14 protein-coding genes are annotated in these 14770 nt (G+C 61.0%); 7 read left to right on the top strand and 7 right to left on the bottom strand.

Going from position 1 to position 14770, the window contains the following annotated elements:
- Window positions 1–82 precede the first annotated feature (82 nt).
- The 4 genes from JQ611_RS32425 to JQ611_RS32410 form a co-directional block, all read right to left on the bottom strand.
- Entirely contained in the window at window positions 83–1513 is a 1431-nt protein-coding gene (locus JQ611_RS32425; RefSeq protein ID WP_212467751.1) for a DUF1254 domain-containing protein, read from the bottom strand.
- 108 nt (window positions 1514–1621) lie between these two features.
- Window positions 1622–3064: a DUF1254 domain-containing protein gene (locus JQ611_RS32420; protein WP_211998751.1), complete on the bottom strand. Its 1443-nt coding sequence runs from the start codon at window positions 3062–3064 to the stop codon at window positions 1622–1624.
- Between the two features lie 105 nt (window positions 3065–3169).
- A complete protein-coding gene (locus tag JQ611_RS32415; RefSeq protein WP_212467750.1) occupies window positions 3170–4612 on the bottom strand; it encodes a DUF1254 domain-containing protein in 1443 nt (480 codons plus the stop codon).
- Window positions 4613–4711: 99 nt separating this feature from the next.
- Entirely contained in the window at window positions 4712–6154 is a 1443-nt protein-coding gene (locus tag JQ611_RS32410) for a DUF1254 domain-containing protein (RefSeq protein WP_212390188.1), read from the bottom strand.
- A 236-nt stretch (window positions 6155–6390) separates the two neighbouring features.
- Between JQ611_RS32410 and JQ611_RS32405 the strand changes: the two genes are divergently transcribed.
- Window positions 6391–7500 (top strand): HlyD family secretion protein, encoded by a 1110-nt coding sequence (locus JQ611_RS32405; RefSeq protein WP_212467749.1) that lies wholly within the window; start codon window positions 6391–6393, stop codon window positions 7498–7500.
- A gap of 117 nt (window positions 7501–7617) precedes the next feature.
- On the opposite strand, the gene JQ611_RS32400 is transcribed toward JQ611_RS32405, so the two are convergent.
- The 3 genes from JQ611_RS32400 to carA form a co-directional block, all read right to left on the bottom strand.
- The gene (locus JQ611_RS32400; RefSeq protein ID WP_212467748.1) at window positions 7618–8145 is read right to left on the bottom strand and encodes a hypothetical protein; all 528 of its coding nucleotides are present in this window, start codon (window positions 8143–8145) and stop codon (window positions 7618–7620) included.
- A 68-nt stretch (window positions 8146–8213) separates the two neighbouring features.
- Window positions 8214–8708, bottom strand: a complete 495-nt coding sequence (locus JQ611_RS32395) for a PaaI family thioesterase (protein ID WP_212467747.1) — start codon at window positions 8706–8708, stop codon at window positions 8214–8216.
- A 168-nt stretch (window positions 8709–8876) separates the two neighbouring features.
- Window positions 8877–10067: a glutamine-hydrolyzing carbamoyl-phosphate synthase small subunit gene (carA, locus tag JQ611_RS32390; protein WP_212467746.1), complete on the bottom strand. Its 1191-nt coding sequence runs from the start codon at window positions 10065–10067 to the stop codon at window positions 8877–8879.
- Between the two features lie 222 nt (window positions 10068–10289).
- On the opposite strand from carA, the gene JQ611_RS32385 reads away from it, so the two are divergent.
- The 6 genes from JQ611_RS32385 to JQ611_RS32360 all read left to right on the top strand — a co-directional run bounded on the left by JQ611_RS32385 (window position 10290) and on the right by JQ611_RS32360 (window position 14746).
- Window positions 10290–10991: an alpha/beta fold hydrolase gene (locus JQ611_RS32385; protein WP_211998758.1), complete on the top strand. Its 702-nt coding sequence runs from the start codon at window positions 10290–10292 to the stop codon at window positions 10989–10991.
- Window positions 10992–11111: 120 nt separating this feature from the next.
- Complete coding sequence (locus tag JQ611_RS32380; protein WP_192736730.1) at window positions 11112–11567, top strand: GatB/YqeY domain-containing protein; 456 nt, start codon at window positions 11112–11114, stop codon at window positions 11565–11567.
- 161 nt (window positions 11568–11728) lie between these two features.
- Complete coding sequence (locus JQ611_RS32375) at window positions 11729–13339, top strand: acyl-CoA synthetase (RefSeq protein ID WP_212467745.1); 1611 nt, start codon at window positions 11729–11731, stop codon at window positions 13337–13339.
- Window positions 13340–13370: 31 nt separating this feature from the next.
- Entirely contained in the window at window positions 13371–13841 is a 471-nt protein-coding gene (locus tag JQ611_RS32370) for a MarR family winged helix-turn-helix transcriptional regulator (protein WP_212467744.1), read from the top strand.
- A 94-nt stretch (window positions 13842–13935) separates the two neighbouring features.
- Window positions 13936–14289, top strand: a complete 354-nt coding sequence (locus JQ611_RS32365) for a nuclear transport factor 2 family protein (protein WP_212467763.1) — start codon at window positions 13936–13938, stop codon at window positions 14287–14289.
- A 19-nt stretch (window positions 14290–14308) separates the two neighbouring features.
- Window positions 14309–14746 (top strand): hypothetical protein, encoded by a 438-nt coding sequence (locus JQ611_RS32360; protein ID WP_212414987.1) that lies wholly within the window; start codon window positions 14309–14311, stop codon window positions 14744–14746.
- The last annotated feature ends 24 nt before the right edge of the window (window positions 14747–14770 follow it).

The raw sequence follows: 14770 nt of genomic DNA, 5'->3' as shown, positions 1-14770 counted from the left end.
TTCGTTGTCGAATTGAATCGTGCTCAAAGCTGCTAGTCCTCAGGAAGTGGCAGAGACTGGGCTATAGCCGTTTATTCGCAGATCATTTCACCTGTTCGATGTCGGGCATCTTCCAACTCTTGTCGAAAACCGCCTTCTCAGGACCGTAGAATCGAAACCAGGGGAACCAGCTCGTCCCCGCCGGCGTGAAAATCCAGTTCGACTCCCGACCGGCGGGCGCCTGCGATCCAAAGTGGATGTCCACCGAGCCGTCGGCGTTCTTGCGCAGCCCTTTGTCCAATGAATCCAGGGTCGGGCGTGGCAGGTTGAGGAAGAGGGCCGACGTTTCAGCGTTGTAAATGGTGACAGCCCAGAACTGACTTACCGGAACATTGGCTGGAACGTGCAGTCGATAGGGGTTCTCGCCGCGGAGCGGCTGGCCGCCGTTGTCGAAGTACGCGGCAAGGTAGAAGCTGCCTCCGCCGAGCTTCGCGGGAGGCAGGAAGAAGCCGGCGAAAGCAGCGCCGCGCGTATCCACGTCGAAATAGTTTGGCACGGCCCACTTGAATCCCGTCTGCGGGCCAATCGGCGGGACCAGCAATTTCCACTGGCTGCCCGGCCACCAGTCTTCACCGATCTTGGACTGCTGTCCGAGGAGCCAGGCACCGGCTTCCGCCGCGGCGGACTTCAACTGTGCCACGGTCGCGGCATCGGGCTTGAACTCCTTGCCCTTCTCGATGCCGAGTGGTCGGAGCATGCCCATCATCTGCAGATCCTGGGGCTGTACCGTCTCCTCATTCAGCATGCGGGCAAGGCTGGTGTAAAAGCTTTCGTCGAATCGCGCGAGGCCGTCATAGAGGGTGTTGGTCATATCCACGAACCGCGGCGCAGGCGGGTTACTGGCCCCGGCCAAGGGGTAGACCTTGATCTGCTTCACCAGCGCGTCACCCCTGCGCACGTCCTCTTCCGAGTTGCTCTCCAGGATGGAGCGGAGGCCGGCGAATGTGTTGTAGGTCTTGGAACGCACGGGGATATAGCCGGCCGGCACCTCGCCCGTGTAGTCGGGTGGCAGCACCAGGTATTTGCCGCCTTTGCCCTCGAACCCGACGTCGGTGAGCGGTACCTGCCAGGCATCGCAAATGGTGCCCAGGAAGCTGGACCCATTCGCCGCCGACGGCAGGTCCAGAACCATCGGCCCATCGTCTTTTATGTTGAAGAAGGCAAAAAGGTAGCGAAGGGTTGTATTGACGGTGAACGACTGGTTCTTCCAGGTGCTGCCTTTGGGCCACCAGATGATGTCGCCGTATTTCGCCTTGCCGTCGCGGAAGTAGGCTTGCCGCAGCGAGTCGAAGCTGACGATGGGCATGCCCCAGATGACGGCGTCCACGGCGCGGCGTTCCAGCATTCGATTGGCGAGTTGTTCGGTGGAGAATTTCGACAGGCTTGTCTGCTGGGCGCCGGCTGGTGTGAATACGGCGGTCAATGCAAAAGTCAGTACAGCGCCGCAAAGCGTTCGTGTGAGTACAGCTTTCATGACTCACTCCCGTGCAAAACGGCACTCAAGTTTGCTTTCACTTTCCTTCCGAGCCTGCGCACGCGCGGGATCACGATGACGAGTCCCGCGGTGCCCTCGGTCTGAACGCTACTTCGCCGCCACGACGGCCGGCGGCTTCCAGGTGCCTTCGCCTGGCGGCAGGATCGAAGGTGACTCCGTCTTCGGCCAGTAGAGCCGCATGACCAGGTAGATCGTGTCGTTCGGTGCCGGCAGCCAGTTCGATTCCTTGTCCGCACCCGGCGATTTGTTCTGGATGTAGAGCGTCAGTGACCCGTCCGCGTTCTTCTTCATATCCGGAAGCATCGGCGAATTGATCAAATAGCGGTTGATCGGATTTTCGATCAGGAGCTGCGACTTGCCGTCATACATGGTGAGCGACCAGAACGCGTTGACTGGTGGCTCCTGGCCCGGCGGGAATGTCAGGGTGTAATTGTGCTTGCTGCCATCGAGCGTCTGGCCGTCGCCATCGATGCGGGTGAGCGGATAGGTCGCTTCCGCCGGATTATTGCCGTAGATACCGGCCTTGGCGGCGACGGCGCGCTTGAGCCAGTCGCCATTGTAGTGGGCGTTATCGCCCGGCAACGCGCTGACCTGCCAGCCGTTGATGGTCGTGCCGGCCTTGGCGACGCCTTCCTCGACCTTCTTCTCGCCTTCCTTCATGCCGAGGCCAATCTCGAGCTTTTGCTCCAGCGGCAGGTCCTTGAAGTTAAAGGTCTTGCCGGGGCCGACGCCAATCTTCGCGAGCGCGGCGCGGATCTCCTTCTCGTTTTCCTGCACGGGAGCAAACTGCAGCGCAAAATCGAGATACTCGAAGAAGTTGGTTTTCACGAGCTCCTTGTCGATCTTCGGAAAGTCGATGGCCGTCGCGGCCGTCGTCGTCGGCTGTTTCAGATAGGTGGAAAGTGGCTGCATCTTGTAGCCGGCCTGCACCTTCTTGACGTTGTCGATATCGCCAGCGTTGAAAAGCTGGGTGCGGAAGATGACGATCGATAGCTGGGTGCTCGACTGGAAGACCTTCTTGATTCCGGGAGGCGTTGCGCCCTTCCAGTCCGGGCCGACAACCAGATAATCTCCGGCCTCGCTTCCGGTGGCGCGGGTGCCGATGTAGCCATAATTATAGGTGTTGCCGTCACAGAGTTGGACCGAATAGTAGCGCTTCGGGTCGATCGCCGGCACGGAAATGACGATGGGCTCCGCCCGAAAATCCATCCACCCGATCGAATAGGGCGTGTCGCTGTTCGGCGTCACGACCGCGGTGTCCTTGTAGGTAAAGACGTTGGGGTCGTTCTTGAACTGGTTGAACGGCGCCTTGAACTGGCTCGAAGTGCGATCGATGGCGAATTCATACATGATGCCGTAGTTCATCACGATTGGCAGGCCGAAGATGAAGCCCGCCTCGGCGATGTCCTTTGCCTTGAAGAAGCCTGGACGCTCGGCACTCGTCTGCGCTTGCGCCGGGATGGAATTCGCCGTCGAGACGGTGAATGCAGCAAGCGCTGCGGAACGAAGAAGGTCGCGTTTTGTAATCATGTGAACATTCCCTTGCCTGGGTTCGAGCGCGGATTCGATCCTGAATCTCGGGGCACGCGCGGGATCGCGGTAATGACGGGTCCCGCGCTGCCTCTCGGCGCAACGCTATTGCAGCGCCACGATCGCCGGCGGCTGCCAGGTGCCTTCGCCCGGCGGCAGGATCGACGGCGCTTCGGTCTTCGGCCAATAGAGCCGCATCACCAGGTACATTTCGCCGTTCGGCGCCGGCAGCCAGTTGGATTCCTTGTCGGCGCCGGGTGAATCTTTCTGGAGATGCAGCGTGAGAGAGCCGTCCGGATTCTTCTTCATGCCGGGCAGCATCGGCGAATTGATCAGATATCGGTTGATCGGATTCTCGATCAGCAGTTGGCTCTTGCCGTCATACATCGTCACCGACCAGAACGCCTCGACCGGCGGATACTGTCCGGCAGGAAAAGTGACTGTGTATTTGTGCTTTGAAGAGTCGAGCACTTCGCCGTTGGCAAGCGTTTTGGTCATGGGGTAGACGGCTTCCGCGGCGTCGTTGCCATAAATGCCGCCTTTTGCAGCTGCGGCCCGCTTCAGCCAATCGCCGCTGTAGAACAGCCGGTCACCGAACAGCGATCCGATTTTCCATCCGTTGACGTCTTTCTGTCCACCAGCGAGATACTTTTCAACCTTCTCCTCGCCTTCCTTCATCCCGAGCCCGACTTCGAGTTTGTGTTCGAGCGGAAGATCCTTGAAGTTGAAGGTCTTGCCCGCGCCGACGCCGATGCGCGCGAGCTTCTCGCGAATGGTGCGTTCTTCCGGGCCCGCCGGCGCAAACTGCAGCGCGAAGTCGAGATATTCGAAGAAGTTCTTCTTCACCAGCTCCGCATCGACCTTGGGAAAGTCGATCGCGGCCGAAGCGGTCGTTACCGGCTGCTTGAGATAGGCCGATAGCGGCTGCGCCTTGTAGCCGGCCTGGACCTTCACGACATTCGGCATATCTTCCGGATTGAAGAGCTGCGTGCGAATGGCCGCGAAGGCAAACTGGGTCGAGGACTGGAAGGCCTTCTTGATTCCGGGCGGAGTGGCGCCCTGCCAGTTCGGCCCAACGACCATGTAGTCTCCGGCGTCGCTGCCGGTCGCGCGGCTGCCGATATAGCCAAAATTGAAGGTGTTGCCGTCGATCAGCTGCACCGTGTAATAGCGGCTCTTCTCAACGGCCGGCACCGAAACAACCATCGGCTCGGCGCGCAGATCGAACCAAAGCGTGGAGTATGGCGTGTCGCTGTTGGGCGTCACGACTGCGGTGTCCTTGTACGTCGCGACATACGCCAGGTTTTTGATCTGATTGAACGGCGCCTTGAACTGGCTGTTCTTCGTGTCCACGGAGAATTCGTACATCACAGCGTAGTTCATCACGATCGGCAGGCCATAGATGAAGCCTTCCTCAGCAATTCTTTTGGCCTCGATGATGTCGGGCCATTCCGCCTTGGCCTGCGCGCTCGCCGGAACCGGCGTCATGGTGGTAACTGTCATCGCAGCCAGCGCTGCGGCACGGAGCAGATCGCGTTTCGTGATCATGTGAACACTCCTCTGTCTTCACCGCTTGGGCTGATTGTTTCGGGGGCACGCGCGGGATCACGGTGACAACGAGTCCCACGCGGCCTTTCTGCCGCAACGCTACTGCGTCGCCACGATCGCTGGCGGCTGCCATGTGCCGTTGCCCGGGGGCAGGACGGACGGCGCTTCGGTCTTCGGCCAGTACAGCCGCATCACCAGGTAAATCGGTCCGTTCGGCGCCGGTAGCCAGTTGGATTCCTTGTCGGCGCCGGGGGCGTCCTTTTGAACATGCAGCGTGAGGGACCCGTCGGCATTCTTCTTCATGCCTGATAGCATCGGCGAGTTGATCAGGTAGCGGTTGATCGGGTTTTCGATCAGCAACTGGCTCTTGCCGTCGTACATGGTCACCGACCAGAACGCATTGACAGGCGGAAGCTGACCGGCGGGGAAAGTGATCGCGTATTTGTGCTTGGAGCCATCGAGGACGTCGCCGTTGGCCAGATTCTTGGTGAAGGGGTACACGGCTTCCACGGCGTCGTTGCCATAGATGCCGCCCTTGGCGGCCGCCGCCCGCAGCAGCCAGTTGCCGTTGAAAAACTCGCGATCTCCGAAGAACGATCCGATCTTCCATCCGTTGATATTCTTGAAGCCGTTCTCGAGGTACTTGTCGACCTTCTCCTCGCCGTCTTTCATGCCAAGGCCGATCTCGAGCTTGTGCGCGATCGGGAGGTCCTTGAAATCAAAGGTCTTGCCGGGGCCGACGCCGATGCGCGCGAGCTTGGCGCGGATTTCCGCTTCGTCCGGCGTCGCCGGCGCGAACTGCAAGGAAAAGTCGAGATACTCAAAGAAGTTTTTCTTCACCAATTCCTTGTCGACCTTGGGGAAGTCTATAGCGGCCGCCGCAGTCGTCGTTGGTTGCTTCAGATAGGCCGAGAGCGGCTGGGCCTTGTAGCCCGCCTGGACCTTCTCAACGTTGGGCATATCGTCCGCACCGAACAACTGGGTGCGATACCCCGCGACCGAGAACTGCGTCGTGGATCGAAATACCTTCTTGATGCCAGGCGGGGGCGTACCGTTCCAACCCGGGCCGGCGACCATGTAGTCGCCCGCTTCGGTACCGGTCGCGCGGCTGCCGATGTAGCCGTAATTGTAGGTATTGCCGTCTTCAAGTTGCACCGCGTAGTAGCGGCCCTTTTCCACCGCCGGCACCGACAACACCATCGGCTCCGCGCGCAGATCCATCCAGAGGAAGGAATAGGGTGTATCGCTGTTGGGGGTGACGATCGAGGTGTCCTTGTAGGTAAAGACGCGCGCCTCGTTTTTAATCTGATTGAACGGTGCCTTGAATTGCCCCGAATTCCTGTCGACCGAATACTCGTACATGACAGCGTAGTTCATTACGATGGGAAGGCCATAGATGAAGCCTTCTTCGGCGATGGCCTTGGCCTCGCGGATGTCAGGCCATTCGGCTTTGGCCTGCGCATTGGCCGGGATGGGCGTCATCGTCGTAACTGTCAGTGCAGCTAGCGCTGCGGAACGAAGCAGGTCGCGTTTCGTCAACATGGTGCTGTCTCCTATCTCGGCTTGAAAGCATTCTCGCTCTGAAGCGAGAGAGATTGCGTGTGCAAGAGATTGCGTATGCGGGAGAACGTGCTGCATGGCTGCATAAAACGCCTCGCGGCGTATGCAGGATCAAAACAAGATGCTGGAAAAACAGGAGCAATGAAGCTAACGGTTGAATCGTGTCTTCAGCTACCTCCGGGAGCAAATTTAGCACAAACCAATAATGAGGACCAGCCATGGTCATTATTTTGTGCCTCTACCTCGTCGCGCTGTGGGCCTTGTTCTCGAAATTCAAACTGGTGCGTTGGGGCTGGTTGTCCGGGACGGTCTCGATCGTTGTCGGAATATTTCTTCTCGCGGCATTTCTCGCGCTTTTTAATTATCTGACGCCGTCAGGGCGCGTGACGGTCACCGGCCGCGTGGTGGAAGTGACACCGAATGTGACAGGACAAATCGTTGCAATTCCGGTCAGGCCGAACGTGCCGGTCAAAGCCAACGATGTGCTGTTTCAAATCGATCCGGCGCCGTTTCAATACAAGGTCTCGCAGTTGCAGGCGTCGCTCGCTGCTGCAAAGCAGCAAACCGAGATACTGAAAGCGAATTACGAGCAAGCGACGGCGAATGTCGCAGGGCTCACCACGCAGGTCGCCTACAACAAGAAGCGGCTCGACGATATCCAGACACTTGCCGCTGATGATGCCAACTCGCAGTTTCAGGCGCAGGACAAGCAGGTCCAGTACGAAACCGTGTCGGCGCAGCTCGGCGCCGCCAAGGCCGCGCAGCAGAGCGCCAAGCTCGCGATGGATTCCGAGATCGGCGGCGTCAACACGTCAGTGGCGCAGCTACAGGCGCAGCTCGATAACGCCAATTGGGAATTGTCGCAGACGACCATTCGTGCGCCGGCCGACGGCTATGTCACCGTCGTCGCCTTGACCGTCGGTGATCGCGCGCTGCAGTTGCACTCGGCGATGTCGTTCATCGTCGAGAAGGAGATCACGCTGGTTGGAATGTTTTCTCAGAACGGCTTTCAGACCATCAAGGAGGGCGCCGCTGTCGATATCGTTTTCGACAACGTCCCGGGACGCATCTATCACGCGAAGATCACCGCCATTCCGAGGGGCATCGGCCAGGGGCAGATCGCTGTGTCGGGAACGCTGGCGCGCACCAATACGTTCGGCGGGGCGACGGTGTTTCCGGCGGAGATCTCGATCCCTGACGGGATGAGCCGGGAGTCGCTTCGTCTGGGAATGTCCGGCAGTGCAACTGCATTTTCCGAGAAGGCGGGCGTGATCGGCCTTCTTGCGTCGATCCTGGTGTGGATCAGTTCCTATACGGCGTATCTCTAGCTGCGCCGATCTGCGTCTTCGCGAACGGTGGCGCGCACCGTCTATGCATTTTGTGCCAGATAATCGTACCCCAGACGACACAGGACAAATCGTCGCAATCCCGTTCGAACCGCAGTATCACCCGCGCTTCCACAGTTTTACCAGCGGACCATTTGCCCCCATCACCGGATCGGACTTCGGCAGCTTCACGTTTGGAATTGTCTTCAACGCCTTGGCGTGGTTCTCCGGCGTCGCGCGCGTGATTTCTGCAGGCGGGCCGGGCGGATAGGCGCCGACGACTGAAAAATCAGCGCTCGACGACAGGCATTGATGCCCGGTGCCGGCCGGCAGGATCGCGACGTCGCCGGCCGCGATCGCGAGGTCCGTGCCATTGTCGCCGCCGAACCGCACGATGGCGTTGCCACGGGCGACCCCGAGCACTTCGTGCACGGTGGCGTGGTAGTGCAGATAATCATAAACGCCGTTGCGCCACATCGCGCCCCAGCCATTGGCGCCGAACAGGCCCTCGATGGTCTTTTCGGGATGGTCGTTGTCGACGTCGATCGCGCGCTTGTAGACCAGGAACGGCATCTTGCTGTTCGGCACCAGGCCGTCATCGACGAAGTCGAAGGTGAGCGGCTGAAGGTCTTCGCTGACGACGGACATGATCGTTCTCCCGCGTACAAACCATACGTCGGGATTCAACCGCTGTCAGCGCCCGGCGTTCCCTTGGCTCATGCTGTCGGGATTTCAAACACCAGGCAGGTCGTGGTGGCGTGGGCGAGCAGGCGGCCCTTGGAATCGGTGATGCGCGCTTCCGCGGTGGCGGCGCGGCGGCCGACGCTGAGCGTGCGGCCTTCCGACTTCACAGGGCCGGTATCCTTGGTCATGCCCTTGATGAAGGAGATCTTGAATTCCAGCGTGGTGTAGCCGGTGCCGGCCGGCAGCGTGGTGTGGACGGCGAGCCCCATCGCGGAATCCAGCAGGATCGCGGCGTAGCCGCCATGCACCGAGCCGATCGGGTTGTAGTGCCGGAAGCCCGGCACGCTGTGAAAGGTCACTACGCCGTTCTCGGCGGTGGAATCGAACGGCTCGACATTCTCCATGATCGGCGGCGCCGGCAGTTTGCCCTCGAAGATCGCGCGGACGAACTCAAGACCCGTCATCGACGCCATCACATCAGTCGGCGTCACGCCGTATTCGACCTTGGGGGCGGCGGAGCTGTCCATGGTGCTCATTCCTTACTTTGAATGTCGATGATCATACTATAGCAGATAGCGCGGCAACAGGCCATTCGTCACATGATATCTCGTCATGCCCCGAGTCATCCTCGCACTCACAAAAAACAATGCCCGGGACGAGCCCGGGCATGATGATGAAGGAAAGGGGAGTGCGGGCTACGCCTTCTTGTTCGCCCGCATCAAATCGGCGAACCGCTTGAACAGATAATGCGAATCCCGCGGGCCGGGTGAGGCTTCCGGGTGGTACTGCACCGAGAACACCGGCTTGCCGTCGAGCTGGATGCCGCAATTGGAGCCGTCGAACAGCGAGATGTGGGTTTGGGTGGCGCCCTTCGGCAGGGTCTTTTCGTCCACCGCAAAGCCGTGGTTCATGGACGTGATTTCCACCTTGCCGGTGGTCTCGTCCTTGACCGGATGATTGGCGCCGTGATGGCCCTGATGCATCTTCTTGGTCCTGGCGCCGACGGCGAGGCCCAGCATCTGGTGGCCGAGGCAGATGCCGAAGGTCGGCGTGCCCGAAGCGATCACCTGCTTGATCACAGGCACCGCGTATTTGCCGGTCGCGGCGGGATCGCCGGGGCCGTTAGAGAGAAACACGCCGTCCGGCTTCATCGCCAGAATGTCTTCGGCTGATGTCGTCGCCGGCACCACGGTGATCTTGCAGCCCTCGCCGGCGAGCAGCCGCAGGATGTTGCGCTTGATGCCGTAATCGATCGCGACCACGTTGAATTCGGGCGCGGTCTGGCGGCCAAAGCCCTTTTCCCAGGCCCACGGCGTCTCGTCCCAGGTGAAGCGCTGGGCGGAAGTCACCATCGGCACCAGGTCCATGCCTTCGAGGCCGGGCCATTCGCGCGCTTCTTCCTTGAGGCCGTGCAGGTCGAACTTGCCGTCCTTGGCGTGCGCGATCACGGCATTCGGCATGCCCTTGGAGCGGATCAGCGCGGTCAGCGCGCGGGTGTCGATGCCGGAAAGGCCGATGATGCCGCGCGCCTTGAGCCAGGCGTCGAGATGTTTGGCCGAGCGGTAGTTCGAGGGATCGGTAATGGCCGAACGCAGGATGACGCCGCGCGCGCCCGGCGTTGCCGCCATGTTCACCGTTTCGATATCCTCGTCGTTGGTGCCGACATTGCCGATATGCGGGAAGGTGAAGGTGATGAGCTGCCCGGCATAGGAGGGATCGGTGAGGATCTCCTCATAACCGGTCATCGCGGTGTTGAAGCAGACTTCGCCGACGGCCTGGCCTTCCGCGCCGAGGCCAAAGCCTTCCAGCACGGTGCCATCGGCGAGCACGAGGAGCGCGGTCGGTTTGAGGTCCGGCCAGGCTGACGAGTTTTCAGGGATTGTCATGAGCGCATTACATAGTCGGCGTACCCGGCCGCGTGAACCCCCAAAAACGCGGATTCACACGCGTTTCACTGCATATTTGACAGGCTGTGCCACCGGCCTAATCTGGAGTTCCCATTTCACAGCGTTTTCGAGCGAAGTGGACGCCGGTTCGCGTCAAGAAAACGCGTCAAAACAAGTAGCTAGGGCCGCTTTTCACCCCAAGGCGCCCAATCAGGAGTCCGCATGGACAATACGATGCCGATCCTGCTCGTTCCGGGTCTTGCATGCTCGCCGCGGCTGTTTGGGCCCGTGGTGCCGGCCCTGTGGCAGTTGGGACCCGTGACGGTCGCCAATCACAAGCGCGACGACAATATGGGCGCGATCGCGCGGCGGATACTGGCCGAGGCGCCGCCGCGCTTTGCGCTCGCCGGGCATTCCATGGGCGGCTACATCGCCTTCGAGATCATGCGGCAGGCGCCCGAGCGGGTGGCGAAGCTGGCGCTGATCAGCACCCAGGCGCGGCCCGACACCGGCGAGGCGACGACCCGCCGCCAGGGCATGATCGCCCGTGCAAAAGGCGGCGAATACCGCGCCGTGCTCGACGAGCTGTTTCCCGGCTTTGTGCATCCGTCGCGGCAGGGCGATGCCGCGTTGCGCCAGCTTGTCCATGACATGGGCGACGATATCGGGCCGGAGGCGTTCGTCCGCCAGCAGACCGCCGTGATCGGGCGGCCGGATTCGCGCCCCACGCTGGCGTGGATCAGATGTCCGACGCTGGTGCTGACCGGCGACCAGGACAACACCATCCCGAACTCGCTCTCGATGGAGATGGCGAGCGGCATTCCCGGGGCCAAACTGGTGGTGCTGGCCAATTGCGGTCACCTGCCACAGGTGGAAGCGCCGCAGGAGACGGCCGACGCGCTGACGGAATGGCTGCGGAACTAGATTCTTGTTTTGACGCGTTCTCTTGACGCGAACCGGTCTCCACTTCGCTCGAAAACGCTATGGTTGTTCTGCCGGCGCGAAACGCCTAGATCAGGGCTCTGAAAGCCAAAGGATACGAACATGCTGCGCGACGACATCAACAATGCGGTCAAGGACGCGATGCGGGCCAAGGACGAGCGCAAGCTGTCCACGCTGCGCATGGTCAATTCGACCATCAAGAACGCCGACATCGCCGCACGCGGGGAGGGCAAGCCGCCGCTCAGCGATGCCGACCTGCTCGGCGTGTTCCAGAAGATGATCAAGCAGCGCCAGGAATCCGTCGAGCTCTACGACAAGGGCGGCCGCGCCGAACTCGCCGCGCAGGAGCGCGAGGAGATCGCGGTCATCTCGGCTTACCTGCCGAAGCAGATGTCGGAGGACGACGTCAAGGCGGCGATATCGGCCGCGGTCACTGAAACCGGCGCCGCCGGCATGAAGGACATGGGCAAGGTGATCGCGGTGCTGAAGGCGAAATACGCCGGCCAGATGGATTTTGGTAAAGCCAGCGGATTGGTGAAGGCGGCGCTCGCGGGGTGAGTGTCATTGGCTGTCGTCCCGGCGAAAGCCGGGACCCATAGCCACCGGCCGTATTTGTTTAACTCGCTGGTCGTTGTCTTCCTTCTCCAACAATACCCGCCGCGGCGTATGGGTCCCGGCGTTCGCCGGGACGACGAAAAATTCGAGGGCCGCTCTCCATCATGCTCACCGAAGCCGCCACCTATGACGAGCTCTACCGCAACTTCCGCTGGGACATCCCGGCGCGGTTCAACATCGCGACCGCGTGCTGCGACCGTCATGCCGATGGCACTGGCCGCCTTGCGCTGATCTATATCGACGAGGACGGCACAGCGACGCGGACCTCGTTCGACGAGGTCGCGGACATGTCGCGCCGCTTCGCCAATGTGCTTGACGCCGATGGCCTTGTGCGCGGCGACCGCGTCGCGGTGTTCCTGTCGCAATCGCTGGAATTGCCGATCGCGCATCTGGCGGCGTTTCGCTCCGGCCTGATCTCGATTCCCCTGTTCGCGCTGTTCGGCGAGGACGCGCTGGAATTTCGTCTCTCCAATTCCGAGGCCAAAGCTGTCATCACCGACGAGGCCGGCTGGGACAAGCTCGCAAAGATCTGCGACCGTCTGCCCGAGCTGAAGACCATCTATGTGATCGGCGACCGTGCGCCCGCGGGCACCAAGCCGTTCTGGTCTTCGTTGAAAGCCGCATCACCGGATTTTACGACCGTCGATACGTCGGCCGACGATCCCGGCCTGATCATCTACACCTCGGGCACCACGGGAAATCCCAAGGGCGCGCTGCACGCGCATCGCGTTGTGCTCGGCCATCTGCCCAATGTCGAGATGTGCCACGACTTCATTCCGAAACCCGGCGACCTGATGTGGACGCCGGCGGACTGGGCCTGGATCGGCGGGCTGATCAACGGCCTGTTTGCGTTCTGGTATCACGGCGTGCCGCTGGTCGGGCACCGCGCGCGCAAATTCGAACCGCAGGCGGCGATGGCGGTCATGGCCGAGCACGGCATCCGCAACGTGTTCCTGCCGCCGACGGCGCTGAAACTGATGCGGCAGGCCGGCGTGAAGAATCCGGGCGTAAACCTTCGCAGCATCTTCACCGGCGGCGAGTCGCTCGGCGGCGAACTGCTCGACTGGGTGCGCGCGACTTTCGGCGTCGATGCCCATGAAGTGTTCGGCCAGACCGAATGCAATCTCGTGATCGGCAGCAATTCCAAACTGTTTCCGATCCGGCCGGGTTCAATGGGCCGGGCGACGCCCGGTTTTGACGTGCGCATCGTCGACGACCAGGGCGAGGAGCTGCCGCGTGGTACCCGCGGCGTCATCGGCGTTCGCCAGCCTTGTCCCTGCACCATGATCGAATATTGGCGCAATCCGGAAGCGACCGCGAAAAAATACGCCGGCGAATTTCTGCTGACCGGCGATCTCGGCGTGCAGGATGAGGACGGTTACTTCTGGTATGTCAGCCGCGAGGACGACGTCATCACCACGGCCGGCTATCGCGTCGGGCCGTCGGAGATCGAGCACACGTTGATGAAGCACCCGGCGGTGGCGATGTCGGCGGTGGTCGGCATTCCCGATCCGATCCGCACCGAGTCGATCAAGGCCTGGATCGTGCTGCGTCCGGGCTTTGCGCCCAGCGACGCGCTGGCCCGTGAGATCCAGGAATTCGTCAAGGTACAACTCGCCGCCCACGAATATCCGCGCTTCGTGCAGTTCGCGGAAAGCCTCCCGATGACCGCGACCGGCAAGGTGCTGCGACGCGAACTAAGGGCGTTGGGGTAAGTCTGTTCGATCAATTCCATGCGGTAGGAAAATGCAAAAAACTGTGCCTCACGCCGCGGGCTTGCACCGCGCCTCGCTCAAGAAGCTCCATGATTTGGACGCGGCGCTGGAGCTGATGTACTACGGCTGGCGCGGGATGACGCTTTCCGCCGATCAGTATCTTGCGACCCTTGGCCTGTCACGCCCGCACCACCGCATTCTCTACGTGGTTGCCAGGCAGCCCGACGTCTCGATCGGCTCGCTGATCGAGATTCTCGGCATATCCAAACAAGCCTTGAACCGGCCGCTCAACCTGCTGCTGGAGCGCAAGATGCTGACCTCGAGGCGGTCGCCCGAGCAGCATCGCTCCAAGCTGCTGCGGCTGACCGAAGCGGGAAAACGCACGGAACAACGGGCATCGGACTACGAGCGCAAGGTCGTGAGCGAGGCGTTTGATCGTGTTGGCCCGCGTGGCGCTGCCGCATGGATGGCCGTCATGGGGGCTATCGCCGACAACAATTGATTTCTAAGGTCAACATAGTTGACTTGAAGATCGTGCCGTGACAACTTTCTCTGCAGTGATGCCGGGGAGGTGCGGGAGCTTGAGCAAACAGACGATGGACCGGGCAGCCGCCGGACGCTTTGTCGAGGCGTGGTGCGCCAACTGGTGCAAGGTTGATATCGACGCTGTCGTGTCGCACTTTGCCGACAACGCGGAGATGCGCTCCCCGTTGGCGATCAAACTGACGGATTCCCCTGTGGTCGCGGGGCTTGAGAACATTCGCGCCTATTGGCGCAAGGCATACGGACACATCGAGAGCGCGGATCTGAAAATCCTGAGCTGGAGCTGGGACGACACGATCGCGCGCCTGACGGTCTGGTGGCAACTGGGCGACACGCGCGCCAGCGAGTTCATGGACTTCGACGCTGCCGGCCGTGTGGTGCGCAGCGAGGCCTTCTACGGAAAATAGCCATGTACGGAAAGTAACGATGCGATTTTCGGATTTCGTTCTGCTTCTCAACACACTCTGGTTCGGCGGCGCCTTCATCCAGTTCAGCATTGCCCAGAGCAATACGCTGAAAATACTGCTGCCCCGGGAGGAGCGCGGAAACCCGATCGCGCCGACCTTGTCGGCCAGCGTGGCGTTCCTGGGCGGGATCAATCTGCCAATCGCCCTTTTGTCGCTGTATCTGCTGGCCCGGCCGCCCTTCTTTGGGGCCACTGACGCGCAGCTTGCGTTATTCCTGTTCTTTGCCGCGTGTCACTTCAGTCAGTTCGCCTATAACCTTCCGGTCCTGATGCGCGGGGGACGCGTCGGGGTGGCATACTGGCCCGTGTTGAAGGGCCCGATGCTCCGGATCTTTGTCATCGACGCGATACTGTTCGTGGCAAATCTTGTCGTGGTCTTCCTGCTGCTGTCCTCCTAGAGCGTGATGATTTCTCTTCGCTTC

Source organism: Bradyrhizobium sp. AUGA SZCCT0182 (assembly GCF_018130185.1).
In the GTDB taxonomy this organism is placed as follows: domain Bacteria; phylum Pseudomonadota; class Alphaproteobacteria; order Rhizobiales; family Xanthobacteraceae; genus Bradyrhizobium.
Note: the sequence above shows the minus strand (reverse complement) of the source record. Positions and strands in the feature narration are given on the sequence as shown.

What these genes read in the sequence shown, in the direction of transcription:
- JQ611_RS32365 (WP_212467763.1), top strand. Translation starts at nt 13,936, where the DNA reads ATGGACCGGGCAGCCGCCGGACGCTTTGTCGAGGCGTGGTGCGCCAAC.
- JQ611_RS32400 (WP_212467748.1), bottom strand. Translation starts at nt 8,145, where the DNA reads ATGTCCGTCGTCAGCGAAGACCTTCAGCCGCTCACCTTCGACTTCGTC.
- JQ611_RS32405 (WP_212467749.1), top strand. Translation starts at nt 6,391, where the DNA reads ATGGTCATTATTTTGTGCCTCTACCTCGTCGCGCTGTGGGCCTTGTTC.
- JQ611_RS32375 (WP_212467745.1), top strand. Translation starts at nt 11,729, where the DNA reads ATGCTCACCGAAGCCGCCACCTATGACGAGCTCTACCGCAACTTCCGC.
- JQ611_RS32385 (WP_211998758.1), top strand. Translation starts at nt 10,290, where the DNA reads ATGGACAATACGATGCCGATCCTGCTCGTTCCGGGTCTTGCATGCTCG.
- carA (WP_212467746.1), bottom strand. Translation starts at nt 10,067, where the DNA reads ATGACAATCCCTGAAAACTCGTCAGCCTGGCCGGACCTCAAACCGACC.
- JQ611_RS32380 (WP_192736730.1), top strand. Translation starts at nt 11,112, where the DNA reads ATGCTGCGCGACGACATCAACAATGCGGTCAAGGACGCGATGCGGGCC.
- JQ611_RS32415 (WP_212467750.1), bottom strand. Translation starts at nt 4,612, where the DNA reads ATGATCACGAAACGCGATCTGCTCCGTGCCGCAGCGCTGGCTGCGATG.
- JQ611_RS32425 (WP_212467751.1), bottom strand. Translation starts at nt 1,513, where the DNA reads ATGAAAGCTGTACTCACACGAACGCTTTGCGGCGCTGTACTGACTTTT.
- JQ611_RS32395 (WP_212467747.1), bottom strand. Translation starts at nt 8,708, where the DNA reads ATGGACAGCTCCGCCGCCCCCAAGGTCGAATACGGCGTGACGCCGACT.
- JQ611_RS32410 (WP_212390188.1), bottom strand. Translation starts at nt 6,154, where the DNA reads ATGTTGACGAAACGCGACCTGCTTCGTTCCGCAGCGCTAGCTGCACTG.
- JQ611_RS32360 (WP_212414987.1), top strand. Translation starts at nt 14,309, where the DNA reads ATGCGATTTTCGGATTTCGTTCTGCTTCTCAACACACTCTGGTTCGGC.
- JQ611_RS32370 (WP_212467744.1), top strand. Translation starts at nt 13,371, where the DNA reads ATGCAAAAAACTGTGCCTCACGCCGCGGGCTTGCACCGCGCCTCGCTC.
- JQ611_RS32420 (WP_211998751.1), bottom strand. Translation starts at nt 3,064, where the DNA reads ATGATTACAAAACGCGACCTTCTTCGTTCCGCAGCGCTTGCTGCATTC.